21 protein-coding genes are annotated in these 22,410 nt (G+C 73.8%); 8 read left to right on the plus strand and 13 right to left on the minus strand.

The features are described 5' to 3' along the window. Window positions 1–45 precede the first annotated feature (45 nt). Window positions 46–1,197, minus strand: coding sequence for an L-cysteine desulfhydrase Cds1 (gene cds1 / locus ACZ7MY_RS33780; RefSeq protein WP_499607572.1), 1,152 nt, complete (start codon window positions 1,195–1,197; stop codon window positions 46–48). Window positions 1,198–1,301: 104 nt separating this feature from the next. Here cds1 and ACZ7MY_RS33785 point away from each other — a divergent pair, with 104 nt between their 5' ends. Both ACZ7MY_RS33785 and ACZ7MY_RS33790 read left to right on the plus strand, forming a co-directional pair. Further along, window positions 1,302–1,610, plus strand: coding sequence for a hypothetical protein (locus ACZ7MY_RS33785; RefSeq protein WP_499607575.1), 309 nt, complete (start codon window positions 1,302–1,304; stop codon window positions 1,608–1,610). 190 nt (window positions 1,611–1,800) lie between these two features. Then, a complete protein-coding gene (locus tag ACZ7MY_RS33790; RefSeq protein WP_499607578.1) occupies window positions 1,801–2,358 on the plus strand; it encodes an ATP-binding protein in 558 nt (185 codons plus the stop codon). Between the two features lie 64 nt (window positions 2,359–2,422). On the opposite strand, the gene ACZ7MY_RS33795 is transcribed toward ACZ7MY_RS33790, so the two are convergent. The 3 genes from ACZ7MY_RS33795 to ACZ7MY_RS33805 are packed head-to-tail and all read right to left on the minus strand — an operon-like array spanning window position 2,423 to window position 6,095. Beyond that, window positions 2,423–4,978, minus strand: a complete 2,556-nt coding sequence (locus tag ACZ7MY_RS33795) for an ABC transporter permease (RefSeq protein ID WP_499607640.1) — start codon at window positions 4,976–4,978, stop codon at window positions 2,423–2,425. A gap of 17 nt (window positions 4,979–4,995) precedes the next feature. Beyond that, window positions 4,996–5,790, minus strand: a complete 795-nt coding sequence (locus tag ACZ7MY_RS33800) for an ABC transporter ATP-binding protein (RefSeq protein ID WP_499607581.1) — start codon at window positions 5,788–5,790, stop codon at window positions 4,996–4,998. Next, window positions 5,787–6,095: an SHOCT domain-containing protein gene (locus ACZ7MY_RS33805; RefSeq protein ID WP_499607584.1), complete on the minus strand. Its 309-nt coding sequence runs from the start codon at window positions 6,093–6,095 to the stop codon at window positions 5,787–5,789. The genes ACZ7MY_RS33800 and ACZ7MY_RS33805 overlap by 4 nt, the downstream gene beginning before the upstream one ends. A 147-nt stretch (window positions 6,096–6,242) precedes the next feature. On the opposite strand from ACZ7MY_RS33805, the gene ACZ7MY_RS33810 reads away from it, so the two are divergent. After that, window positions 6,243–7,139 carry a DUF2797 domain-containing protein gene (locus ACZ7MY_RS33810; protein WP_499607587.1) on the plus strand — a complete coding sequence of 299 codons (897 nt, stop codon included), beginning with the start codon at window positions 6,243–6,245 and terminating at the stop codon, window positions 7,137–7,139. Between the two features lie 22 nt (window positions 7,140–7,161). Here ACZ7MY_RS33810 and ACZ7MY_RS33815 read toward each other — a convergent pair whose 3' ends face one another. Then, entirely contained in the window at window positions 7,162–8,385 is a 1,224-nt protein-coding gene (locus ACZ7MY_RS33815; protein ID WP_499607590.1) for an ROK family protein, read from the minus strand. A 17-nt stretch (window positions 8,386–8,402) separates the two neighbouring features. On the opposite strand from ACZ7MY_RS33815, the gene ACZ7MY_RS33820 reads away from it, so the two are divergent. Together ACZ7MY_RS33820 and ACZ7MY_RS33825 are read left to right on the plus strand one after the other, a co-directional pair. Next, the gene (locus tag ACZ7MY_RS33820) at window positions 8,403–9,635 is read left to right on the plus strand and encodes an MFS transporter (RefSeq protein WP_499607593.1); all 1,233 of its coding nucleotides are present in this window, start codon (window positions 8,403–8,405) and stop codon (window positions 9,633–9,635) included. Between the two features lie 76 nt (window positions 9,636–9,711). Then, entirely contained in the window at window positions 9,712–10,458 is a 747-nt protein-coding gene (locus ACZ7MY_RS33825; RefSeq protein ID WP_499607597.1) for a maleylpyruvate isomerase family mycothiol-dependent enzyme, read from the plus strand. 100 nt (window positions 10,459–10,558) lie between these two features. Here the strand turns inward: ACZ7MY_RS33825 and ACZ7MY_RS33830 are convergent, their stop codons facing one another. Further along, window positions 10,559–10,954: a MarR family winged helix-turn-helix transcriptional regulator gene (locus ACZ7MY_RS33830; protein ID WP_499607600.1), complete on the minus strand. Its 396-nt coding sequence runs from the start codon at window positions 10,952–10,954 to the stop codon at window positions 10,559–10,561. Window positions 10,955–11,041: 87 nt separating this feature from the next. Between ACZ7MY_RS33830 and ACZ7MY_RS33835 the strand changes: the two genes are divergently transcribed. Further along, on the plus strand, window positions 11,042–12,544 hold the full coding sequence (locus tag ACZ7MY_RS33835; protein WP_499607602.1) for an MFS transporter: 1,503 nt from the start codon (window positions 11,042–11,044) through the stop codon (window positions 12,542–12,544). A gap of 60 nt (window positions 12,545–12,604) precedes the next feature. Here the strand turns inward: ACZ7MY_RS33835 and ACZ7MY_RS33840 are convergent, their stop codons facing one another. The 3 genes from ACZ7MY_RS33840 to ACZ7MY_RS33850 are packed head-to-tail and all read right to left on the minus strand — an operon-like array spanning window position 12,605 to window position 15,316. Then, on the minus strand, window positions 12,605–13,270 hold the full coding sequence (locus tag ACZ7MY_RS33840) for a response regulator (protein ID WP_499607605.1): 666 nt from the start codon (window positions 13,268–13,270) through the stop codon (window positions 12,605–12,607). Next, window positions 13,267–14,535: a sensor histidine kinase gene (locus ACZ7MY_RS33845; protein WP_499607607.1), complete on the minus strand. Its 1,269-nt coding sequence runs from the start codon at window positions 14,533–14,535 to the stop codon at window positions 13,267–13,269. Before ACZ7MY_RS33845 ends, ACZ7MY_RS33840 begins: the two co-directional genes overlap by 4 nt. Window positions 14,536–14,593: 58 nt before the next feature. Then, on the minus strand, window positions 14,594–15,316 hold the full coding sequence (locus ACZ7MY_RS33850; protein WP_499607609.1) for a TetR/AcrR family transcriptional regulator: 723 nt from the start codon (window positions 15,314–15,316) through the stop codon (window positions 14,594–14,596). A 152-nt stretch (window positions 15,317–15,468) separates the two neighbouring features. On the opposite strand from ACZ7MY_RS33850, the gene ACZ7MY_RS33855 reads away from it, so the two are divergent. Further along, window positions 15,469–15,927, plus strand: coding sequence for a nitroreductase family deazaflavin-dependent oxidoreductase (locus tag ACZ7MY_RS33855; RefSeq protein ID WP_499607612.1), 459 nt, complete (start codon window positions 15,469–15,471; stop codon window positions 15,925–15,927). On the opposite strand, the gene ACZ7MY_RS33860 is transcribed toward ACZ7MY_RS33855, so the two are convergent. Beyond that, a complete protein-coding gene (locus ACZ7MY_RS33860) occupies window positions 15,920–16,573 on the minus strand; it encodes a DUF4230 domain-containing protein (protein ID WP_499607615.1) in 654 nt (217 codons plus the stop codon). The genes ACZ7MY_RS33855 and ACZ7MY_RS33860 overlap by 8 nt on opposite strands. Window positions 16,574–16,675: 102 nt before the next feature. Further along, complete coding sequence (locus ACZ7MY_RS33865; protein ID WP_499607619.1) at window positions 16,676–17,905, minus strand: geranylgeranyl reductase family protein; 1,230 nt, start codon at window positions 17,903–17,905, stop codon at window positions 16,676–16,678. 156 nt (window positions 17,906–18,061) lie between these two features. Between ACZ7MY_RS33865 and ACZ7MY_RS33870 the strand changes: the two genes are divergently transcribed. Further along, a complete protein-coding gene (locus ACZ7MY_RS33870) occupies window positions 18,062–19,420 on the plus strand; it encodes a dipeptidase (RefSeq protein ID WP_499607622.1) in 1,359 nt (452 codons plus the stop codon). A 45-nt stretch (window positions 19,421–19,465) separates the two neighbouring features. Here the strand turns inward: ACZ7MY_RS33870 and ACZ7MY_RS33875 are convergent, their stop codons facing one another. Then, window positions 19,466–20,506, minus strand: a complete 1,041-nt coding sequence (locus ACZ7MY_RS33875; protein WP_499607625.1) for an NUDIX hydrolase — start codon at window positions 20,504–20,506, stop codon at window positions 19,466–19,468. A gap of 830 nt (window positions 20,507–21,336) precedes the next feature. Next, window positions 21,337–22,344, minus strand: coding sequence for an ROK family protein (locus ACZ7MY_RS33880; RefSeq protein ID WP_499607628.1), 1,008 nt, complete (start codon window positions 22,342–22,344; stop codon window positions 21,337–21,339). Window positions 22,345–22,410 lie beyond the last annotated feature (66 nt).

The following is a 22,410-nucleotide window of genomic DNA, read 5'->3' on the forward strand; positions in this document are numbered from 1 at the left end:
ACTCCGGGTGACCACGACGTAACAGAACGGAACGGGCGGAGCGGGTCAGTCCGGCCAGTTCCCCGCGGCCATGAAGGCGTCGATGGTGGCGGCGTACGGCCGGATGTCCAGGCCCTGTTCGGCGAGCCAGGCATCCGCATAGTACTTGTCCAGGTAGCGGTCGCCGGGGTCGCACAGCAAGGTGACGACACTGCCCGTGCGGGCCGCCGCGACCATCTCCGCGACGAGCTTGAAGGCGCTCCACAGACCTGTGCCCGTCGACCCCCCGGCCTTGCGCCCGATGGCCGCCTCCAGGGCGCGTACCGCCGCCACCGACGCCGCGTCCGGCACCTTCATCATCCGGTCGACCGCACCGGGCACGAAACTCGGCTCCACCCTGGGGCGGCCGATGCCCTCGATCCGCGAACCCCGTTCGCAGCACACGGAGTCGTCGCCGCTCACCCAGCCGTCGAAGAACACCGAGTTCTCGGGGTCCGCGACGCACACCAAGGTGTCGTACTGCATGTAGTGGACGTAGCGCGCGATGGTCGCCGAGGTGCCGCCGGTGCCGGCGGTCGCCACGATCCACGCCGGGCAGGGGTTCCGCTCGAGGCGCAGCTGCTGGTAGATCGACTCGGCGATGTTGTTGTTGCCGCGCCAGTCGGTGGCGCGTTCGGCGTAGGTGAACTGGTCCATGTAGTGGCCGCCGCTCTCCTCCGCGAGGCGGGCGGAGACCTCGTAGACCGTCCGCGGGTCGTCCACCAGGTGGCAGCGGCCGCCGTGGAACTCGATCAGCCGCTGCTTCTCCCAACTCGTGGTGCGCGGGATGACGGCGATGAACGGCACGCCGATCAGGGCCGCGAAGTACGCCTCGGACACCGCGGTCGAGCCGCTGGAGGCCTCGATGACGGGTTTGCCGGGCCGGATCCAGCCGTTGCACAGACCGTAGAGGAAGAGTGAGCGGGCGAGGCGGTGCTTGAGGCTGCCGGTGGGGTGGGTCGACTCGTCCTTGAGGTAGAGGTCGATGCCCCAGGCATCGGGGAGCGGGAAGCGCAACAGGTGCGTGTCGGCGGAGCGGTTGGCGTCCGCCTGGACCTTCCGTACGGCCTCTTTGAGCCATCCTCGGTAGTGCGGGTCGGTCCGGTCCACGTCGATGGTGGGTACGGTCTGCGCCGCCCTTGTGCGGTCTTCGCGGTCGCCCTTCTCGTTGCTGCTCACCCGCGCCGCCCTTCGTTCGCGCCTGTGTCCCGATCTTAGGCGGGCGCTGGTGCGGCGCCCCCCGGAGCGGGCAGACTGCGACCGGACGAAGGAGGGGATGCGCCGTGGCCGAAGCGGAGTTCACCGCCACAGGGGTGCGGATCGGACGGCGGCTGCGGTCGCTGACCCGGGGAGGGCAGGTCGTGATCCAGGACGGCCGCCTGGTGCTGCTCACCAGCCGCGGCCGGGAGATCGACAGCGCTCCGGTGGAGGACGTCCACGCCCTGACCCCGCGGTTCGCGGTACGGCGCCGCACCCTTGCCCGCCTCAACGGCACCGGCTACCTGCTGACCTTGCGCACGCAGGGCGCGGCCTCTGCGGGCCGCTTCCTGGACGCCCTGCGGACCGCCCGCGAGCGGGTCAAGCGGCACTGAGACGAACGGAACGGCACTCTCCGCGTTCACGGAGTTGCGGTAAGCATCCATCGGGGTGATCCTTGAGTGGCGTCACGGAGTCACTGCAGCAGTCACTCACAGCAATCCCGCAAAGGTGTTCCCATTCCATGCGGGCGGGGCATGCCCCGGTCACAGGGGCGCGCCCTCCACCGCGGAGGGAGTCGCAGCCGTGATCAGCTCAGAAGGCAGTAAGCGGCAGTGCGCTCTGGAACTTGAGGCACTGCCGTCCCGGATCCAGCAGGTACGCCGTATCGTCGCCGCTCAGCTACGGTACTGGCGGCTGGACCCGCTGATCGACCCCACTCTGCTGGGCATCACCGAACTGCTCGGCAACGTCCACCGGCACGCCCGGCCGGACAAGCGCTGTTCCGTCGAGCTGAGCTTCGCCTCCGGCTGGCTCACCGTCGCCGTCTCGGACAACGATCCGCGCCTGCCGCGGGTCCGCGAGTTCGAGCCCCTGGCCACCTGCGGCCGCGGCCTCGCCATGGTCGTGTCGATGAGCGACAGCTGGGGCACCGAGACCCTCAACGACGGCGGCAAGGTCGTGTGGTTCACGCTCCGGGCCGAGGCGACGGTCTCGCCCAGCACGATGGGCGAGCAGGTGTCGGCGGCCGTCGTCCGCAAGGTCGCCCCGCGGACGCTGCCGGTCCTTCCCGAGACGCCGGAGGCGTGGCCCCCGGTGCTCGATCGTCTGGTCCCGGCCGCGGCCGAACCGGTTCTGGTCTGACGCGCGGCCGCCGCACCCCGGTGGGGCACGGCGGCCGTGGCCCTCCGGGCCGTCGTCGGCGGAGTCATTCCGCGGCGATGGCCCTCAGTACGTCCAGGCGTGCCGCGCGCCGGGCCGGGCGCCATCCGGCCAGGACCCCGGCGACCAGCCCGACCAGCAGAACGACCGCGAGCCGGCCGGGCGGCAGCGCGAAGGCGCTCGTGCCCGCGGCGTCCGACGCCTTCACCAGTGCCCAGCCGAGGAAGGCCCCGAGCCCCAGCCCACCGGCCGTGCCGAAGGCGGCGACCAGGACGGACTCCCAGCGCACCATGGCCCGCAGCTGCGCCCTGGTCTGCCCGACCGCCCGCAACAGCCCCAGTTCGCGGGTGCGTTCGTGCACCGCGAGGGTGAGCGTGTTGGCGATGCCCAGCAGGGCGATGAGGACGGCCAGCGCGAGCAGCGCGTAGACGAGCGTCAGCATGATGTCCACGCCCGAGGCGGCGGACTCCGCGTACTCCTCGCGGGTCTGCACCTCGGGATTTCCGTACCTGCGGGCGACCTCCCGGACGGCCGCCCGCCCGTCGTCGGGTGCGACGCCCTCCTGGTAGGCGACGGCGACGAGGGCGTCGGAGTCCTGCCCCTTGTGCGGTGCCCAGGCGGTGCGGGTGATCACGTAGTCGCCCGCCAGACCGGCCTCCCGGTAGACGGCGCGCACGGTGAACGGCCCCTGGGTGCCGTCGGCGAAGCCCAGCACCATGGTGCTGCCCGGCTTCCAGTGGTGCTTGTCCGCTTCCTTGCCGGACACGGCGATGCCGTCCTTGCCGAGGTCGCCCAGCGACCCGTCGACGGCTCCGAGGTCCAGCACACGGGTGAGGGCGACCGGGTCGGTGACCGTCAACTGCCGTCCGCCGCCGTCGACTTCGGCGACGCCCTTGCCGAGCCCGACCGCGGTCGCCACCTGCGGGAGCCTGGCGACCGCGGGCGCGAACTCCGGGCTGAGACCGCCTGCGCCCGCGCCGAACCCGGAGGCGGTCACGGCCACGTCGCCGGCGAAGGAGCGGTCCACAGTCCGGTCCATGGTCGCCTTCAGGGAGGCGCCGAACACCGTGAACAACGACACGACCGCGACGCCGATCATCAGCGCGGTGGCGGTGGCCGCGGTGCGCTTCGGACCGCGCAGCGCGTTGCGCCGGGCCAGCGCCCCGGTGACGCCGCGCAGCCGTGCGAGCGGCGCGCCGAGGACGCGTACCGCGTACGAGGAGGCGACGGGCCCCAGCACGACGAACGCGACGACGACCAGAGCGGCGCCCACGGAGGTGAGCCACACCCGGGGCGTGCCCGTCGCGCCCGTCACGGTCGCCGCGATTCCGGCCACCGCGGACGCGGCCCCCAGCAGCGCCCTTCCGCGCGAGGCGGCGGAGTGGTCGGCCGCCGTCTCGCGCAGCGCGGCCAGCGGCGCCGTCCTGCCGGCCCGGAAGGCGGGCAGCACGGCCGAACCGGTGCAGACCAGCAGGCCGACGCCGAGCGGTACGGCCATCGCGGTGGCGCCGACGACCAGCCCGCCGTCCGGGAAGGGGAATCCGACGGCGGGGAAGAGCGCCTGGAGCCCTGCGGCGACGCCGATCCCGCCGAGGAGCCCGGCGGCCGAGGCGGCCAGCCCCACGGCCACCGCTTCGGCGAGGCTCGCGCCCAGCACCTGGCGCCGGGACGCGCCGAGCGCCCTCAACAGGGCGTTCTCCCGGGTGCGCTGGGCGACGACGATGGCGAAGGTGTTGTGGATGCCGAAGGTCGCCACGAGCAGGGCGATCCCGGCGAACACCGTGAGCAGGGTCGTGAACAGCGACAGGAACCGTCCGGAGACCTGGTCGAGGTTCTCCTCCGTGGCCTGCTGTCCGGTGATCGCCTCGACGCCGCGGGGCAGCACGCCCGCGACGCGCGTGGCGAGTTCCTCCTGGCCGACGCCTGCGGCCGCGCGCACCTTGATCGTCGACGCCCGGCCGGGCCTCGGCATCAGGTGACGCTCAGCGTCGGCGCGGGTGAGGCCGGTGTAGGTGGACTGGCCCATGCCGTCCTGACCGCCGAAGGTGACCAGTCCGACGATCCTCACGCGGAACGGGTCGGGCGTGCGCAGCACCGTGGTGTCGCCGACGCGCAGCCCGCCCTTCTCGGCCGCGGCGCGGTTGACCACGGCCTCGCCGGATGCCCTGGGCGCGCGGCCCTCGGCGAGGGCGTACGGGTTGAGCCCGGCGTCGTCGATCCAGTTCCCGGCGAGGGTGGGCGGGCCCTGGCCGCCGACGGGCTCGCCGTCGCGGCCGACGAGCAGGCCGCCGCCCTCGATGCCGGGCGCGACGGCCGCCACCCCGGGCACGGAGCGCAGCCGCGCCACGAGCGCGGTGTCCACGGGCTCACGGGTGCCCTGCCCCTCCCCGGCGACCGTGACGACGTCGGCGCTGCGGACGACGACGGCGGTGCCGCTGTTGGCGCTCGTGAAGAGGACGTCGAAGCCGGCACGAAGGGTGTCGCCCATCACCATGGTGCCGGTCAGGAAGGCGACCCCCAGGAAGACCGCGAGGAAGGTGCCGGCGAAGCGGCGCTTGTGGGCCCTCAGCGAGGACCGGCTCAGCCGCAGGGAGGCGCGGATGGGTCCGGTCGACGAGCTCACGACGTCACCCGCTGCAGTGGTGCGGCCCCGCGGCTGGCGACGCGGCTGGCGTCGCGTTCGGTGTCGCGCGCGGTGTCGAAGGCCTTCATGCGGTCGAGGACCTTCTCCGCGCTCGGGTCGGTCATCGTGTCCACCAGGCGCCCGTCGGCGAGGAAGACGACCTCGTCCGCGTGCGCGGCGGCGACCGGGTCGTGGGTGACCATGACGACCGTGCGGCCCATGTCGTGGACGGCCCGTCCCAGCAGACGCAGCACCTCCTCGCCGGACCGCGAGTCGAGGTTGCCGGTGGGCTCGTCGGCGAAGACGACCTCGGGTCTCCCGGCCAGTGCCCGGGCGACGGCCACGCGCTGCTGCTGTCCCCCGGAGAGTTCGGCCGGGCGGTGCCGCAGCCGGTCGCGAAGGCCCACGACGTCGATGAGGGCGTCCACCCACTCCTGGTCCGTGGCGGCACCGGCCAGGTCCTGGGGCAGCGTGATGTTCTCCGCCACGGTCAGGGTCGGCAGCAGGTTGAAGGACTGGAAGACGAAGCCGACCCGCTCCCGGCGCAGCAGGGTCAACCGCCGGTCGCCGAGCGCCCCCAGTTCGGTGCCGCCGATCCACGCGGTCCCCGAGGTGAGGGTGTCCAGCCCGGCGGCGCAGTGCATGAGGGTCGACTTGCCGGATCCGGAAGGACCCATGATCGCGGTGAACCGTCCGGCGGGGAACGCCACCGTGACCCCGTCCAGGGCGTGCACCCGGGCGTCGCCCGTCCCGTAGGTCTTGACGGCGTCGACGACGCGGGCGGCGGTCATCGCTCGCCGCCCTTGGAGAAGCGGCCGAACTGCTCGTCCAGGACGGACAGCCGGCGCCAGTACTCGTCCTCGTCGATCTCGCCCGCGGCAAAGCGGCGGCCCAGCACGGCGATCGGCGAGTGCTCGCCGATCGCGGCCCGGGCGTGCCAGGGGCCGCGGCCCAGGCCCCGGCGCCACGCGGTACGGCGCAGCACGAATGCGACGCCCGCGATGGCGGCGGCCCAGATCAGCGGGAAGAACAGGATCCAGGGACCCGGTCCCCCGTCCCAGTGGTCGGCGAGCGGGGTCAGTGCGGTGGCGTCCATGGCGATGCGTCTCCTTGGTGGGGCCGTGTTTCCCGACACCACGAGACTCGTCCGTGCGGGGCCGCCGGTCGTCGTACGGCCAGCGGCACCGCGGGTACCACCCGGGGAGTACGGCCGCTGTCGGTGGCTGCGCCTAGCATGCGGATCATGTGGCGATGCACGGGTCTGCGATGGGTGTCCGGGGGCCCGGTGTGGACGTGGTGGCACCCGCGCCACGGTGACCGGCGCAGTCCCGTGCGCCTCGGCGACCCGCTGACGCTCGCCGTGGAACCGGGCGCGGTGCGTCGCTGCACGGGCGTGTGGCGTTCGGGCCGCTGGACCCCGTGCCCGCGCTCCGCGGAACTTCCCGAGCGGGCCCGCCGTGACCAGTGCGAGCAGTGCGCGGCCCTGGACCGCTCCCGTTCCGTGGCCGCGGACACCCGGCTGGACGACCCGCGGCCCTTTTCGGTGTACCTGGCCTGGTTCGGCCCCGGCCTGGGCAAGGTCGGCATCACGGCGGCCGAGCGGGGCAGTGCGCGGCTGCTCGAACAGGCCGCGGTCTGCTTCACGTTCCTCGGCCGGGGCCCGCTGATGGCCGCACGCCGCGCCGAGTCGGTGCTCGGGACGGCGCTGGGCATCCCGGACCGGGTGCCGACGTCGGCGAAGCGTGCCGCCCGCGCCGCGCTGCCGCCCGCGGACGCGCGGGAGGCGGAGCTGCGGGCGCTCCACGAGGCGGCGGCCGCGGTCCCCGACTGGCGGGACACGCTCACGCCCACCGGCTTCCGGCCCGTGGACCACGCGGTGGTGTTCGGCCTGGAGCCGCGCGCGCCTCAGGCCACCGCCGCGGTGACCGGGCTCGCGGCGGGTACCGCGCTGCGCGGCACCGTCGTGGCGGTGGCCGGAGGTGATCTCTACCTCCGCACTGCCGGGCCGTCCGGCGGGGTCCTGCTGCTCGACACGCACCTGGTGCCGGGATGGCCGCTGACCGCCTCGGCGGAGGGGCTGCCGGCGCCGCCCGTCAAGGCGCTGCCGCCGCCCGCCGACCCCCCGGAGCCGCTGTTCTGACGCCCCGTGGGGGCCGGGGGTTCTAGGCGCCGAGCGCTGTGAGCGGGTCGTCCAGCACGGGCTGCCAGGCCAGTTCGGCGGCCCCGACGAGGCTGTTGTGGTCCAGCGCGCAGGCGAGCAGCGGGACCCCGCCGCTGCGTCCCCACAGGCTGCGTTCGGCGACGACGGCGCGCAGCCGCTCCGGGTCCGCGTCGAGCAGCCAGCGGTGCAGGCCGCCGAGCAGGATCCGGTCGGGGTTGAGGACGTTGACCAGTCCGGCGAGTCCCTGCCCGAGGTGGTCGATGAGGCGGTCGGCGGCGCTGCGCACCGCGGGGTCGTCGTACTCCTCGCGCAGTAGGGCACGGCACTGGTCGGGCAGCGAGCCCTCGGGGCCGGGGATGCGGCCGGCGGCCTCCAGGAAGGCGAGGGGGTCCACCTCGACGTCCAGGCAGCCGCGGCTGCCGCAATGGCAGGGCCGGCCCTCGGGGTTGACGGTCAGGTGACCGACCTCCAGGGCGAGCCCGGCGCTGCCGGTGTGGAGCTTGCCGTGCAGGACGAGGGCACCGCCCACGCCGCGGTGCCCGGTGGCGACGACCAGCAGGTGTTCGGCGCCCTGCCCGGCGCCGTGCCGGTGCTCGGCGAGCGCGGCGACGTTGACGTCGTTGCCAACGAAACACGGCGGCGGCGCCCCGTTGGGGGCGATGATGCCGGAACGCTCGATCTGCTCGCGGAAGATGTCCAGCACCGGTGCGCCCGCGGCCCACGCCAGGTGCAGGGGGTTGAGCGCGGCGCCTTCGGGTTCGGCGACGGCGGACGGCACGGCGAGGCCCGCGCCCGCGCACTCCCGGCCGGAGGCGCGCAGCAACTCCGCGCCCGCCTCGACGACGGCGCCGAGGACCCGGGCGGGGTCCGCGGGCACGGTCATGGCGACCGGCTTGGACGCGAGGATGTGGCCGCCGAGTCCGACCAGCGCGGCGCGGAATCCGTCGGCGTGGATCTGCGCGGCGAGGACGACCGGCCCCTCGGGATTGACGGCGAGCCGGTGCGAGGGCCGGCCCTGCGCTCCGGCGGGCCCGCCCGGCCGGGTGTCGACGCGGATCAGGCGCAGTGCCTCCAACTCGGCGGCGACGGCCCCCGCGGTCGCCCGGGTCACGCCGAGTTCGACGGTGAGCACGGCGCGGGTGGGCGCACGCCCGGTGTGCACGAGCGCGAGCGCGGGACCGAGCGCACCGCGGCCCCGCTCCAACCTTGTCCGAGTCTGGGTCACAGTCCTATTCTCACTTTGTGCCGAGCCTAAACAAAATACGGAGCGTACTCAGCAGGCAAGATCCCGCAAGTCCGGCGCTCCCGCTGCTGCGCCTCCGTGTCGCCCTCACCGCGTTCTTCGCCCTCGACGGATTCGTCTTCGCCGGCTGGGTCGTTCGCATCCCCGCCGTCAAGGAGCAGGTCGGCGCCTCGGCGGGCGCTCTCGGTCTCGCCCTGCTCGGCGTGTCCGCGGGGGCGGTCGTCACCATGATCCCCAGCGGACGGCTGTGCCGGCGCTTCGGCGCCCGGCAGGTGACCGTCGCCACCGGGGCGATCCTGTCACTGAGCGTCGCGCTGCCCCCGTTCACCCACTCCCCCCTCGCCCTGGGTCTCGTGCTGCTCCTGCTCGGTGTGGGCTTCGGCGGCATGAACGTCGCCATGAACAGCGTCGCCGTCGACCTGGTGGCCGCACTGCGGCGCCCCATCATGCCCGGTTTCCACGCCGCGTACAGCCTGGGCGGACTGGTCGGGGCGGGCGTCGGCGGGCCTCTGGCCGCACGGCTGACCCCGGCTCAGCACCTCGTGGGCGTCGCCCTGTTCGGGCTCCTGGCCACCGTGTTCCTCGGGCGGCTCCTGCTGCGGCACGCGATCCCCCGTCCCACGGAGAGCGCCGGCGCGGCCGGCAGCGGGGAGGGTGCGCCGGGCACCGCGCGTCCCGGCGCCCGGCGCATGGTCGCCGTCTTCGGGCTGATCGCCCTGTGCACCGCCTACGGCGAGGGGGCGCTCGCCGAATGGGGTCCGCTCCACCTGCAGGAGGACCTGCACACCGGCCCGGCCCTCGCGGCCGCCGGATACGCCTCCGTCGCCCTGGCGATGACCGTGGGGCGTCTGTCCGGCACCGCGCTCCTGCTGCGGCTCGGCCCGACCCGTGCGGTGGTGCTGGGCGGACTGACCGCGGGTGCCGGAATGCTGCTGGGGGCGTTGGGTCCCACGGTCTGGCTCGTCCTGACCGGCTTCGCGCTCACCGGACTCGGGCTCGCCAACGTCTTCCCCGTCGCCATCGGCCGGGCCGGTGCCCTCGGCGGTCCCGGTGGTGTGGCCACCGCCTCCACCCTGGGGTACGCGGGCTTCCTGCTCGGGCCGCCCACCATCGGCTTCCTCGCCGACGCCTACGGGCTGCCGGTGGCGCTGACCACGGTCGCCGCGCTCGCGGCGGTCGCCGCCGTGGTCGCGCGCACGACCCGGCACGCGTCCGCGGCCGCCGGAGTCTGACGCCCCACGTCCGGGCGCGGCAGGCGCATCGCGCCGCCGCGGCCCGGTTGTCGGTGCCGGCTGGCACAATCCCGACATGGAGACAGCCGAGTTCATCGAGGTCCTGCGGCGCGAGGGCGGACTGCTCGCCGACGCGGCGGAGGCGGCCGGGCTCGACGCCGTGGTGCCGTCCTGCCCCGGCTGGCGCGTGCGCGAAGTGGTCCGCCACCAGGGCACCGTGCACCGCTGGGCGACCCGTTACGTCGCGGAGGGACGTCGGCAGCCGGAACCCATGGAGGCCGAGACCCCGGAGGACGACCCCTCCCTGCTCCCCTGGTTCCGCGAGGGTCACGGGCTGCTGGTCGCGGCCCTCGAAGCGGCGCCCGCCGACCTGGACTGCTGGTCCTTCCTCAAGGCGCCCTCCCCGCGCGCCTTCTGGGCACGGCGCCAGGCGCACGAGACGGCGATACACCGCGTGGACGCCGAACTGGCCCTGGGCCGCGCCCCGTCACCCGTCGGCCCGGAGTTCGCGGCCGACGGCGTCGACGAGTTGCTCGCGGGTTTCCACGTACGGCCGAGGAGCCGGGTCCGCAGCACGACGCCCAGGACGCTCCGCGTGCGTACGACGGACACCGACGCCGCGCGGGACGTCTGGCTGGCGCGCCTGTCGGCCGAACCGCCGGTCGTCGAGCGGGCAGCGCCCGGCGAGGCCGACTGCACGGTGAGCGCCGCCGCAGAGGAGCTCTACCTGACGCTGTGGAACCGGGGCGCCTACGAGGGTTTGCAGGTCACCGGGGACGCATCCGTGATCGACCTGTGGCGGCGCACCGCGGCGATCGGCTGATCCACAGCCGCCATGGCGCCGGCGCCGTTCGTGGACGGGGCGAAGGGTACGGACCGCTCCTGAGGCACGCCGCAGCCGCCGGACCGGGTAGGGCGCGCCCTCAGACCTGGCCGAGCATCCGCTCCAGGACGGCTCGTTGCGCCGGCTTGGCCTCCTCGTGGCGCGCCCGGCCGGCGTCGGTCAGCGCGACCCGCACCCCGCGCCGGTCCTCACTGCAGATGCCACGGCTCACGAGGCCGTCCTTCTCCAGCCGGCCGACCAGCCGGGAGAGCGCGCTCTGGCTCAGGTGCACGCGGTCCGCGAGCTCCTGGACGCGGTAGGTGCACCCGCCCTCGTCCGGGTTTCCCTCGGCGAGCAGGTCGAGCACCTCGAAGTCGCTCGCGCCCAGACCGTGCTGGTTCAGCTCACGGTCGAGCTCGCACGCGGTGCGCGCGTGCAGGGAGAGGACCTCACGCCACCGCTCCACGAGCACATGCTCACTCTTCACGCCGGTCATGGCCGCAGGATAGCAGAAAATCAACACTAGATGTACGCACATTAAATGCACTTGCATTTGATGCATGTGCATGTAGTGTTCCTCGACATGACCTCTCCGCACACCGCCGCCGTCCGCGGTCCCGAAGGGCGCTGGAGCGCCCGGCAGTGGGGCACCCTGCTGGTGCTCTGCGCCGCGCTCTTCCTCGACGCCCTGGACGTCTCGATGGTCGGCGTGGCCCTCCCGTCCATCGCGGACGACCTCGACCTGTCCACCTCGTCGCTGCAGTGGGTCGTCAGCGGCTACATCCTCGGCTACGGCGGCCTGCTGCTGCTCGGCGGCCGCGCCGCCGACCTGCTCGGCCGGCGCCGGGTCTTCCTCGTCGCGCTCGCCGTGTTCGCCGCCGCCTCGCTGCTCGGCGGGCTCGTCGACTCCGGTGAACTCCTGATCGCCAGCCGCTTCATCAAGGGCCTGAGCGCCGCCTTCACCGCCCCTGCGGGCCTGTCCATCATCACCACGACCTTCGCCGAGGGACCGGTCCGCAACCGCGCCCTCAGCATCTACACCACCTGCGGCGCGACCGGCTTCTCCATGGGCCTGGTCCTGTCCGGCCTGCTCACCGAGGTGGGCTGGCGCTGGACGATGCTGCTGCCCGCCCCCATCGCGGTCCTGGCCCTCGTGGCCGGCATCCGGCTGATCCCGACGAGCCCCCGTGAACGGCACTCCGGCCGCGGCTACGACCTGCCCGGCGCCCTGACCGGCACCAGTGCGATGCTGCTGCTCGTCTTCACCGTCGTCCAGGCCCCCGAGGCGGGCTGGGCCTCGGCCCGCACCCTGCTCTCCTTCGCCGCCGTCGCCGTCCTGCTGACCGCCTTCGCCGTCATCGAACACCGCAGCACCCATCCCCTCGTACGGCTGGGCGTCCTGCGCTCGCCCCACCAGATACGCGCCAACCTGGGCGGCGCCGCGTTCTTCGGCTCCTACGTGGGCTTCCAGTTCCTCGTCACCCAGTACATGCAGTCGCTGCTGGGCTGGTCGGCGCTGCAGACCGCACTGGCCTTCCTGCCCGCGGGGGCGCTGGTCGCGCTCGCCTCCACGCGGATCGGTCCGCTGGTGGACCGCTTCGGGACACCGCGGGTGATCGCCACCGGCTTCACCCTGCTGTTCGCCGGCTACGTGCTCTTCCTGCGCGTCGACCTCACCCCGAGTTTCGCCGCGGTGATCCTCCCGTCCATGCTGCTGCTCGGCGCCGCGTGCGCGCTGGTCTTCCCGTCGCTCAACATCCAGGCCACCAACGGGGTGCGCGACGAGGAGCAGGGCATGGTCTCCGGCCTCCTCAACACCTCCTTCCAGGTGGGCGGCGCCATCTTCCTCGCGGTCGTCACCGCGGCGATCACCGCCGGGTCCGGCGACGGGCACCCGGCCTCCCCGCAGGCGACGCTCGACAGCTTCCGGCCCGGGCTGGTCGTGGTCAGCGCCATCGCCCTGGCCGGGCTGCTGATCACCCTCACGGGACTGCGCCGCAGGGTGTCGTACGGATTCGTGGTCGCCTCCTCCTCCGACTCCGCCGCTCCGGCGAGCGAGGAACGCAAGGTCCCCGTGCGGGACTGACCGGCGCCGGCCCCTCGCCCCGGGCCCGCGCGGACCACGGTCCGCGCGGGCCCTTCCGGCTCAGCCGAGCCAGCCCGGCCGCACCAGGCCGGACTCGTAGGCCAGGACGACGAGCTGGGCCCGGTCCCGGGCGCCGAGCTTCACCATCGTGCGGCTGACGTGCGTCTTGGCGGTGAGCGGGCTCACCACCAGGCGGCGGGCGATCTCCTCGTTGGACAGGCCGATCCCGACCAGGGCCATCACCTCGCGCTCCCGCTCGGTGAGCCGGTCCAGTTCCGCCGCGGCCGAGGGCTCCTTGGACCGGGCCGCGAACTCGGCGATGAGCCGCCGGGTCACCCCGGGCGAGAGCAACGCGTCGCCGTCCACCACCGCCCTGACGGCGCGCACCAGTTCCTCCGGCTCGGTGTCCTTGACCAGGAAGCCGGAGGCACCGGCCCGGATGGCCTCGAAGACGTACTCGTCGAGCTCGAACGTGGTGAGGATGACCACCTTGACCCCGGCGAGCGCCGCGTCCTCGGTGATCCGGCGGGTGGCCTCGAGACCGTCCATGACCGGCATGCGGATGTCCATCAGCACCGCGTCCGGGGTGAGTTCGCGGACCATGCGCAGGGCCTGGGCGCCGTCGGACGCCTCGCCCACGACCTCGATGTCGGGCTGGGCGCCGAGCAGGGCGGCGAAGCCCGCCCGCACCAGGACCTGGTCGTCGGCGAGCAGGACCCGCGTCATGGGATCTCCTTGTCGGGGACGGACGCCGTCGCGGCGCCCGCGGCGAGCGGAAGCAGGGCCAGCACACGGAAGCCCCCGTCGGCGCGCGGTCCGGCCTCGACGGTGCCGCCGAGCGCCGCCGCCCGCTCACGCATGCCCAGCAGCCCGTTGCCCCCGCCCGTGGAGTCGTGGGCGTGGTCGGCGGTGGCGGTGGCGGGACCGTCGTCGTCGATCCGCAGCTCGACCGCGTCCCGGCGGCGGGAGACGCGGACGCGGGCGGTGCGGGAGCCCGAGTGGCGGATGACGTTGGTCAGCGCCTCCTGGACGATGCGGAACGCCGCCAGGTCCACGCCGGGCGGCAGGGCGGCGGCGCGGCCCTCGCGGGTGATGTCGACGGCCAGGCCCGCGCCCGCGGCCTGTTCCAGCAGTTCGGGCAGCCGGTCCAGGCCCGGGGCCGGCGAGCGGGGGGCCTCCCCGGGAGCGCGCAGCGTGCCGAGCACCTGGCGCACCTCGCCGAGCGCCTCCTTGCTGGCCGCCTTGATGGTGGTCAGCGCCTGCCGGGCCTGCTCGGGGCGCTCGTCCATGAGGGCGAGGGCCACCCCGGCCTGCACGTTGATGACGGAGATGCTGTGTGCGAGCACGTCGTGCAGCTCCCGGGCGATGCGCAGCCGTTCCTCGTCGGCGCGGCGCCTCTCCTCCTCGGCCCGCTCCCTCCGCTCGCGGACGAACTGCTCCCTGCGCAACCGCCACAGCTCCGCGACGGCGAGGATCGCCAGCAGCCAGGCGGCGGCCCCCGACACCTGGGCCCACGAGGCGGCGTGGTCCCCGGCGGGCGGCAGCCAGCGATACAGCCACACGGTGATGAGCAGGTAGGCCGTGTACAGGGTGCCCGCGATGACCAGGACGGCACCGCGGCGGCCGGCGGCCACGCCCGTGAAGTAGGCGGCGACGATGCTGAGGAAGACCGGCCCGTACGGGTAACCCCCGGCGACGTACACGAGCGTCACGGCCGAGACGGCGGCGGCCACGGCGACGGGCGCGCGGTTGCGCCACAGCAGCAGTACGGGCCCGGCGAGCAGGAGCGCGTAGCCGAAGTGGTCGAGGCCGGCCCGGCCGGCCGCGTTGTGCGAGGCGGCCGTGGTGCCGACCACCTGGACGACCGCGACGACGAGCGACGAGACCCAGGGGTGGCGCAGGCGATCGGCGCCGGGACGGTGTCCCGCCCCGGCGCGGCGCCACCGCGGCCCCCGGGGCGGGCGGCCCCCCGGTGTCCTGTCGTCGGTCATGCGGCCACGCTAGACCGACATGCGGCGGGTCGGCGTCCGGTCGGCGGGGTGACCGCGTCTACTCCCCGTGGAGTACGCGACCGCGGCGGAGTCCCGTCTGGTGGGCGAGGCCCGCGACGGCGTGGTCGAAGAAGTCGTCCCGCGCCTCGACCACATTGTTGAACTGGCCGAACACCTCGAAGCTCAGGAGCCCGAAGAGCTGCGCCCAGGCGGCCACGAAGGACGGGATCACCGCCGGCGGCAGATCGCCGTCCAGGTCCCTGCTGAGCCGCCAGGCGTCGGCGTGGACGGCCTCGGAGAGCGGGACGTCGGGCGGGGGCACGGCGAGCGCCCCGGCGGTGTGGGCCTCCGCGGCCACGGTGAGGAGGGCGAGCCCGACCCGGGACGCGGGCCCGATCGTGTCCAGCGGGGCGGAGTAGCCGGGCACGGGGGAGCCGTAGATGAGGGCGTACTCGTGCGGATGGGCGAGCGCCCAGCGGCGGACGGCCCGGCAGATCTCACTCCAGCGCTCCACCGGGTCGGTGCCGCCGGCGCGGGCCAGGGCGTCCTCCGCTGCGGCGCCCACGGCGTCGTAGGCGTCGACGATGAGGGCGGTGAGCAGGTCGTCCCGGCTGGGGAAGTAACGGTAGAGCGCCGAGGAGACCATGCCCAGCTCGCGTGCGACGGCGCGCAGCGAGAGCCTCGAGGCGCCCTCGTCGGCGAGCTGCCGGCGCGCCTCTTCCTTGATGGCCGCGGTCACTTCGTCGCGGGCCCGTTCCCTGGCGGTTCGGATGACGCTCATGGGGGTCAGTGTAGGCGGGGATGGAGCGACGACCAAGAACGAGAGCAGTGCTCTTGCCATGGGATGCGGACTCGTGCACACTGTTCTCAAGCGAGAGCACCGCTCACGGACCGGTCCACGGTCCACGGCCCGCGCGTCTTCGAGGAGTCCTCATGTCCGAGCACGTCATGAAGCCCGGCTGGTTCACGGTCAACGTCCTGAACCGCACGGTGGCCTGGCTGACGCGTCGCGGCCTCAGCGTGTGGGGGTCCCGCGTGCTGGCCGTCCGCGGCCGCAAGAGCGGGGAGTGGCGGCGCACCCCGGTCAACCTGCTGGTGGTGAACGGGGAGCGCTACCTCGTGGCGCCCCGCGGGCACGTCCAGTGGACGCACAACATGCGGGCCGCCGGCGGCGGCCGGCTGCTCCTGGGCAAGCGGGCCGAGGAGTTCAGCGCGACCGAGGTCGCCGACGACGCCAAGCCCGAGCTGCTGCGTGCCTACCTCAAGCGCTGGAAGGCCGAGGTGGGCGTGTTCTTCGGCGGTGTGGGGGCGGACTCCACCGACGAGGAACTACGCGCCATAGCCCACAAGCACCCGGTCTTCCGCATCACCGGGCTCCGGCCCGTCAGCTGAAGCGGACCTCCACCTTCTCGAAGCCCAGCGAGGTCAGCAGCCGTTCCAGCATGGCCCGGGTGTTGGTCTCCGCCCGCTTCGTCAGCTCGGTCGACTCGGCCGCCTGCTGGATCTTCTTCGCGGCGAGCTTCTGGACCTGCTGTTCGTCCCCGGGATGCGAGGAGAAGAAGTCACCGAGCCGGTCGAAGAAGCCGCGCTCCTGGGCGACCACGTAGGAGCGGTCGGGGTCGAGCGAGGCCCGCTCCAACTGGGCGTGGGGCAGGGTCAGGACCGCGGAGGTCCGGTCCTCGGAGACGATGACGCCCTTCGGGCCCACGTCACCGAGGTCCACGTAGGCGTCGACGCTGCCGGCCCCCACGTAGAGCGTGCGCCTGCCGCGCACGGCGTCGGGAAGGAACTTGGCGTCCTTCTCCAGGTCGACCACCACCTGGAACTCGCCGCTGGCCCCCTCGAATCGGTTCATGTCCTGGATCGCCTTGAGCACCACGGGACCGGTGCGGTCCTTGGTCTCCTCGGCGAAGGGGTTGGGCAGACCAGGTATCAGGTCGGCACGTGCGACCAGAAACAGAAGTCCGCCGAGCACTACGAGCCCGGTGAGCGTACGCACCCACCACGGCAGCCTTCCGTCTTCATTCCTCAAGGGCATGACGAGGACACCTCCCACAAAGTTGTCTGCCCCTCAACTCCCCCTTTATGGCGTGCCGGAGGGTGCCATCGCAAGATCAATCGGAGGGTTCCGTCGCCGAGATCAGCGGCGGTCGAAGGACTCCAGGGCGCGACGGGCCAGAGGGTGGGAGCGCACGAGCTCGGCGAGCGAGCTGGAACCACGGGTGATCTTGGCGAAGGCGTTCCACGCGGGAGGAAGGGTGGTGAGTGCGGCGTGCAGCAGACCGGGGCGCTTCTCGAAGACGCTCAGCATGCGGCGGCCGACGCCCATTTCGACACCGAGGCCGGCCTTGACCGCGAAGGCGTAGTTCAGGGCCTGGCGACGCGCGTCGACCGCGTCGTTCGCCTCGGCGATCCGTACCGCCCACTCCCCCGCCAGGCGGCCGGACCGCAGCGCGAAGGAGATCCCCTCACGGGTCCACGGCTCCAGCAGGCCCGCCGCGTCACCGCACACCAGCACGCGGCCACGCGAGAGCGGCGAGTCGTCGGCACGGCAACGGGTGAGGTGGCCCGAGGAGATGCTCGGTTCGAAGCCGGCCAGACCGAGCCGGCCCACGAAGTCCTCCATGTAGCGCTTGGTGGCGGCGCCGTCGCCGCGCGCCGAGATGACGCCGACCGTCAGCGTGTCGCCCTTGGGGAAGACCCAGCCGTAACTGCCGGGCAGCGGGCCCCAGTCGATGAGCACCCGGCCCTCCCAGTCCTCGGCGACCTCCGCGGGGACCGGGATCTCGGCCTCGAGCCCCAGATCCACCTGGGCCATCTTGACGCCGACGTGGGCGCCTATGCGGCTGGCGGAGCCGTCGGCGCCGACCACCGCACGGGCGAGGACCGTCTCGCCGTCGTTGAGGACCACCGCGACGGTCCGCCGGTCCGGGACGGAGGTGCCGTGCTGCTCGACCCGGGAGACCGACGCCCCGGTCCGCAGCTGCGCGCCCGCCTCGACGGCCGCGTCCACCAGCCGGGCGTCGAACTCCGGGCGGTTGATCAGCCCGAAGAGCATCTGCCGCGACCTGCGGGTCCGGCTGAGCCGGCCGTTGAGGCTGAAGGTCACCGCGTGCACCCGGTCGCGCAGCGGGAGCTCGAACCCCGGTGGCAGCGCGTCGCGGGACGGCCCGATGATGCCGCCGCCGCAGGTCTTGTAGCGCGGCAGTTCGGCCTTCTCCAGCAGGAGCACGCGGCGTCCCGCGCTCGCCGCGGCGTAAGCCGCCGAGGCCCCGGCGGGCCCGGCACCCACCACGACGACGTCCCACACCGCTGCGCCGTCGGCGCCCTCCGCCGAACCGCCGTCCTGCGCCTCGTACTCGCTGCTCACGTGTGCTTCCGCTCCCGTCCGACCCACCGACTGCCGTCGCCCCTGCTCAGCCGCATACTAATCCGCGGGGTGAGCGAGGCTGCCTGTGGCACCATCGATCACGACCACCAGTCCACGAACATCGCGTTCGACCTGTCCCATCCCTCAGGAGCGCCCATGTCCGCCGCACCACTCGCCGCAACCGTCGCCGCACTGATGCCGCGGGCCCGGACCGAGCTGGCCGAGCTGGTGTCGTACCGCTCGGTGGCCGACCCGCGGCAGTTCCCCAAGAGCGAGTGCGAGCAGGCCGCCTCCTGGATCGCCGAGGCCCTGCGCACGGAGGGCTTCGAGGACGTCGCCCTGCTGGACACCCCGGACGGCACGCAGTCGGTGTACGGCTACCTGCCCGGTCCGCAGGGCGCGCCCACCGTGCTGCTGTACGCGCACTACGACGTGCAGCCGCCGCTGGACGAGGCCGGCTGGCTGTCGCCCCCGTTCGAGCTCACCGAGCGCGACGGCCGCTGGTACGGACGCGGCGCGGCCGACTGCAAGGGCGGCCTGATCATGCACCTCACGGCGCTCCGCGCGCTGCGCGAGAACGGCGGGGTCCCGGTCGGCGTGAAGATCATCGCCGAGGGCTCGGAGGAGCAGGGCACCGGCGGCCTGGAGCGCTACGCCGAGGAGCACCCCGAGCTGCTCTCCGCGGACGCCATCGTCATCGGCGACTCGGGCAACTTCCGCGTCGGCCTGCCCACCGTCACCGCGACCCTGCGCGGCATGGCGCTGGTCGACGTGAAGGTGACCACGCTGGAGGGCAACCTGCACTCCGGCCAGTTCGGCGGCGCGGCACCCGACGCGCTGGCCGCCCTGGTCCGCATCCTGCACACCCTCCACGACGACTCCGGCGCCTCCACCGTGACGGGTCTCACCGCCGACGCGGCCTGGGACGGGCTGCAGTACGACGAGGGCAACTTCCGCGCCGACGCCAAGGTGCTCGACGGTGTGGAGCTGATGGGCACCGGCACGGTCGCCGACCGCCTCTGGGCCCGCCCGTCGGTCACCGTCATCGGCATCGACGCCCCTCCGGTGGTCGGCGCCACGCCGTCCGTGCAGGCCACCGCCGGCGCGAAGGTCAGCCTGCGGGTCCCGCCGGGCGTGGACGCCCAGCAGGCGGCCAAGCTGCTCATCGCCCACCTGGAGGCCGCCGCCCCCTGGGGCGCCCGCGTGGAGGTCACCCAGGTCGGCAGCGGCCAGCCGTTCCGCGCGGACACCTCCAGCCCGGCGTACGCCTCGATGGCCGAGGCGATGCAGGCGGCGTACGGCACGGAGATGGAGATCGCCGGCATGGGCGGCTCCATCCCGCTGTGCAACACCCTGGCGACGCTCTACCCCGACTCGGAGATCCTGCTGATCGGCCTGAGCGAGCCGGAGGCACAGATCCACGCGGTGAACGAGAGCGTCTCCCCGGAGGAGCTGGAGAAGCTCTCGCTCACCGAGGCGCTCTTCCTGCAGAAGTACGCCGCCAAGGCGGTCTGAGCGCCGCGGGGTGCCGATGGGCGTCCGAGGGGGGCCTGGCGCCTCTCAGCCGCCCACCGGCACCCCGGCCTCCAGGTTGAGCACGGTGGCCCGCTCACGCGCCCGCAGGGCCCAGCACAGCCGGGTGTGCCGGACGGGCGGCAGCATGGAGGCGGCCTCGTCCTCCGTGGCGAAGCGCCAGCCCCGCAGTTCGGCGCCGGGCAGCAGCAGGCGTTCGGCGTCCGCCGCGGGCAGCCGCCCGCCGTCGAAGAGCAGTCGCAGACCGCCGTAGCCGGGCGGCAGCGGCGGTTCCCAGTCGACGACCAGGAGCCGGGGCACTACCGGTAGGCGGAGGCCGAGCTCCTCGGCGACCTCCCTCATGCCGGCCCGGGCGGGCGCCTCTCCGGGCTCGACCACCCCGCCGGGGAACTCCCAGCCGGGCTTGTAGGTCGGGTCGACCAGCAGCACCCGGTCGTCCTCGTCGAAGAGCAGCACGCCCGCCGCGAGGGTCTCGGTGGTGGGCTCCGGGGTCTGCACGATGTCGCAGGCACCGGCGCCCTCGCGTATCGCCTCGGCGATCCGCTCGGCCGTCGCGCGCGGGGCGAGCCCCGCGGTGTCGACGACGTGGGCGTCCGCCGTGAGCCAGGGCAGGGCCTCCCGGTAGGCGGGCAGGTGGTCCAGGCACCAGGCGCGGATCCCCGCGCTGGCCTCGGGATCGTCCGGGACATCGGCACGCTGGTCGATCCGCTCACGCAGAACCGTTTCCTCAGCGTGCAGGAGCACATGCCGCACGGTGATCCTGCGGGCCGCCAGCCCGCCGAAGATCTCGTCCCGGTACTCCTGCCGCAGCAGCGTCATCGGCACCACCAGCGGTCCGCCGCCCACCTCGGCGAGCAGTGCGGCCGCGGTGTCGACGACCAGCCGCCGCCACGCGGGCAGTTCCTGGTAGTCGGAGACCTCGCCCAGCCGCTTCTCCGGGAGCATCAGCCTCAGCCCGCTGCCGATCAGTTCCGGATCGTAGAGCACGCTGCCCGGCAGCAGTTCGAGCAGTTCGCGTGCCGCAGTGGTCTTCCCCGCGCCGAACGTGCCGTTGAGCCAGACGATCACGGTGCCCCCTCTTCCGTAGCCCGGTAGCCCCCTACGAATTGCCCGGATCATCGGCGTCGGCAAACGCGCAGACCCGGCCATCGGCGCATACCGGTGGGTTCGGCACCGGGGAACGTGCGGCATCCCGCACGCCGAATGCGGCATGAACGGCGACGCCGAACCCGGCCGACGAGGGCGAGCCTCGGCACCGTACGGCAGGCGACCTGCGGCCCAGGCCGACGACCGGCGCGGTGAGCGCCCCGGGGTCTGTCGACCCTGGACATCTCGACCCTCGCATTACTTGTCTTGCGACAGGCGTCCTCCCGCGCCGCCTCGTCGGGGCCGCGCAGGTCGAGGACGGTGCCGGGGTCGGTTCTCCCGGCCCTCAGGGCAGTCCGGCGATGAACCGCCGCTGCGGCAGTACGGACACCAGCGCGGTCGGCGGCGCTACGAGCCCCGCGCCGCCGCGAGCAGGTTGCCGTCGGACGCTGCCACCCCCGAAAAGCCGCAGGCCCGCGAGGCGCGCCCGGCACGTCGCGATCCGAGCGCACAGCGTTCCGCCCGCGGGGACCACGGCATCGCACCCGCACGGGCAGCAGGCATCGGCCGTGCCGGAGGGCCGCCGAAGCGCTGCGCCTCGACGGCCTCGTGAACCTCTCCGCGCAGTGCGGGCCTGCCCGACGCAGGCGCAGGGTCTCCGTACCACCGACGCCGGCTCCGCGCCCGTCCTCAGCGGTGCCCGTCACGTCGCCCTCGCGAAGGCCGCGTCGTTGGGGCGCCCGTGCGTCCGGGCACCGTCGGCCCGTGTGCCCCGCAGCCTTCCCCGGGAAGCTCCCGTCGGGAGCGCTCCGCTACGCGCCGGTCGCGAAGGCCTCCAGCCGCAGTGCCTGCGCCGCGGCGGCCGCCGCACCCACCAGGCCCGCGTCCGTGCCGAGCACCGCGGGGACGACCTTCACCCCGGAGGCGAACGACAGCGTGGCGTACCGGCGCATGTGCGCGCGGAGGGGCTCGAAGAGGAGCGGGCCCGCGCCCGCGACACCGCCGCCGATCACGGCGAGGTCGATCTCGACCAGGGTGGCCGTGGCGGCGATGCCCGCGGCCAGCGCCTGCGCGGCGCGGTCGTACGAGGCGAGGGCGAGGGGGTCGCCCTCGCGGGCGGCCCGGGCGACGGCAGCCGCGTCGGACTCCTCGCCGTGGGCCGGACGCCAGCCGGACTCCAGGGCGCGCCGGACGATGTTGGGCCCGCTGGCCAGGCGCTCGACGCAGCCGCGGCTGCCGCAGGGGCACACGTCGCCGTCGAGGTCAACGCTGATGTGGCCGATGTGCCCGGCGTTGCCCGTCGGGCCGGGGTGGAGCTTGCCGCCTAGGACCAGACCGCCGCCGACCCCGGTGGACACCACCATGCACAGGGCGTTGTCGTGCCCGCGGGCCGCGCCCTGCCAGTGCTCGGCCGCGGTGATCGCGATGCCGTCGCCGGTGAGCACGACCGGCAGCCCGCCGACCCGCTCACCGACCTGGCCGACCACCGGGAAGTCCCGCCAGCCGGCGATGTTGACCGGGCTCACCGTGCCGCGCGAGGCGTCGATCGGCCCGGCGCTGCCGATGCCCACCGCGACGACCCGCGGCCAGCCCGCCGACTCGCGCAGCCCCGCCAGCACCTCCGCGAGCGCGCCCATCACGGTCGCCGCGTCCCGGTCGGCCGGTGTCGGGCGCTGCACCCGCACGAGCAGCTCGCCGCGGGCGTCCACCAGGGCGCCCGCGATCTTGGTGCCGCCGATGTCCACGGCGGCGATCAGCGGACCCGCGCCGGCGGCACCCGACGGCGGGACGATGGACTCGGCAGAGCTCTCGAACGGCATGGGCGTAGTGTCGCCCTTTGTTGACAACGTTGTCCAGCCCATAGGATCACGGCGTGACCGATATTC

Source organism: Streptomyces sp. NPDC111520 (assembly GCF_055635295.1).

Coding starts and splice junctions, on each gene's coding strand:
- ACZ7MY_RS33800 (WP_499607581.1), bottom strand. CDS start 5,790: ATGACCGCCGCCCGCGTCGTCGACGCCGTCAAGACCTACGGGACGGGC.
- ACZ7MY_RS33805 (WP_499607584.1), bottom strand. CDS start 6,095: ATGGACGCCACCGCACTGACCCCGCTCGCCGACCACTGGGACGGGGGA.
- ACZ7MY_RS33810 (WP_499607587.1), top strand. CDS start 6,243: ATGTGGCGATGCACGGGTCTGCGATGGGTGTCCGGGGGCCCGGTGTGG.
- ACZ7MY_RS33825 (WP_499607597.1), top strand. CDS start 9,712: ATGGAGACAGCCGAGTTCATCGAGGTCCTGCGGCGCGAGGGCGGACTG.
- ACZ7MY_RS33830 (WP_499607600.1), bottom strand. CDS start 10,954: ATGACCGGCGTGAAGAGTGAGCATGTGCTCGTGGAGCGGTGGCGTGAG.
- ACZ7MY_RS33835 (WP_499607602.1), top strand. CDS start 11,042: ATGACCTCTCCGCACACCGCCGCCGTCCGCGGTCCCGAAGGGCGCTGG.
- ACZ7MY_RS33840 (WP_499607605.1), bottom strand. CDS start 13,270: ATGACGCGGGTCCTGCTCGCCGACGACCAGGTCCTGGTGCGGGCGGGC.
- ACZ7MY_RS33845 (WP_499607607.1), bottom strand. CDS start 14,535: ATGACCGACGACAGGACACCGGGGGGCCGCCCGCCCCGGGGGCCGCGG.
- ACZ7MY_RS33850 (WP_499607609.1), bottom strand. CDS start 15,316: ATGAGCGTCATCCGAACCGCCAGGGAACGGGCCCGCGACGAAGTGACC.
- ACZ7MY_RS33855 (WP_499607612.1), top strand. CDS start 15,469: ATGTCCGAGCACGTCATGAAGCCCGGCTGGTTCACGGTCAACGTCCTG.
- ACZ7MY_RS33860 (WP_499607615.1), bottom strand. CDS start 16,573: ATGCCCTTGAGGAATGAAGACGGAAGGCTGCCGTGGTGGGTGCGTACG.
- ACZ7MY_RS33870 (WP_499607622.1), top strand. CDS start 18,062: ATGTCCGCCGCACCACTCGCCGCAACCGTCGCCGCACTGATGCCGCGG.
- ACZ7MY_RS33880 (WP_499607628.1), bottom strand. CDS start 22,344: ATGCCGTTCGAGAGCTCTGCCGAGTCCATCGTCCCGCCGTCGGGTGCC.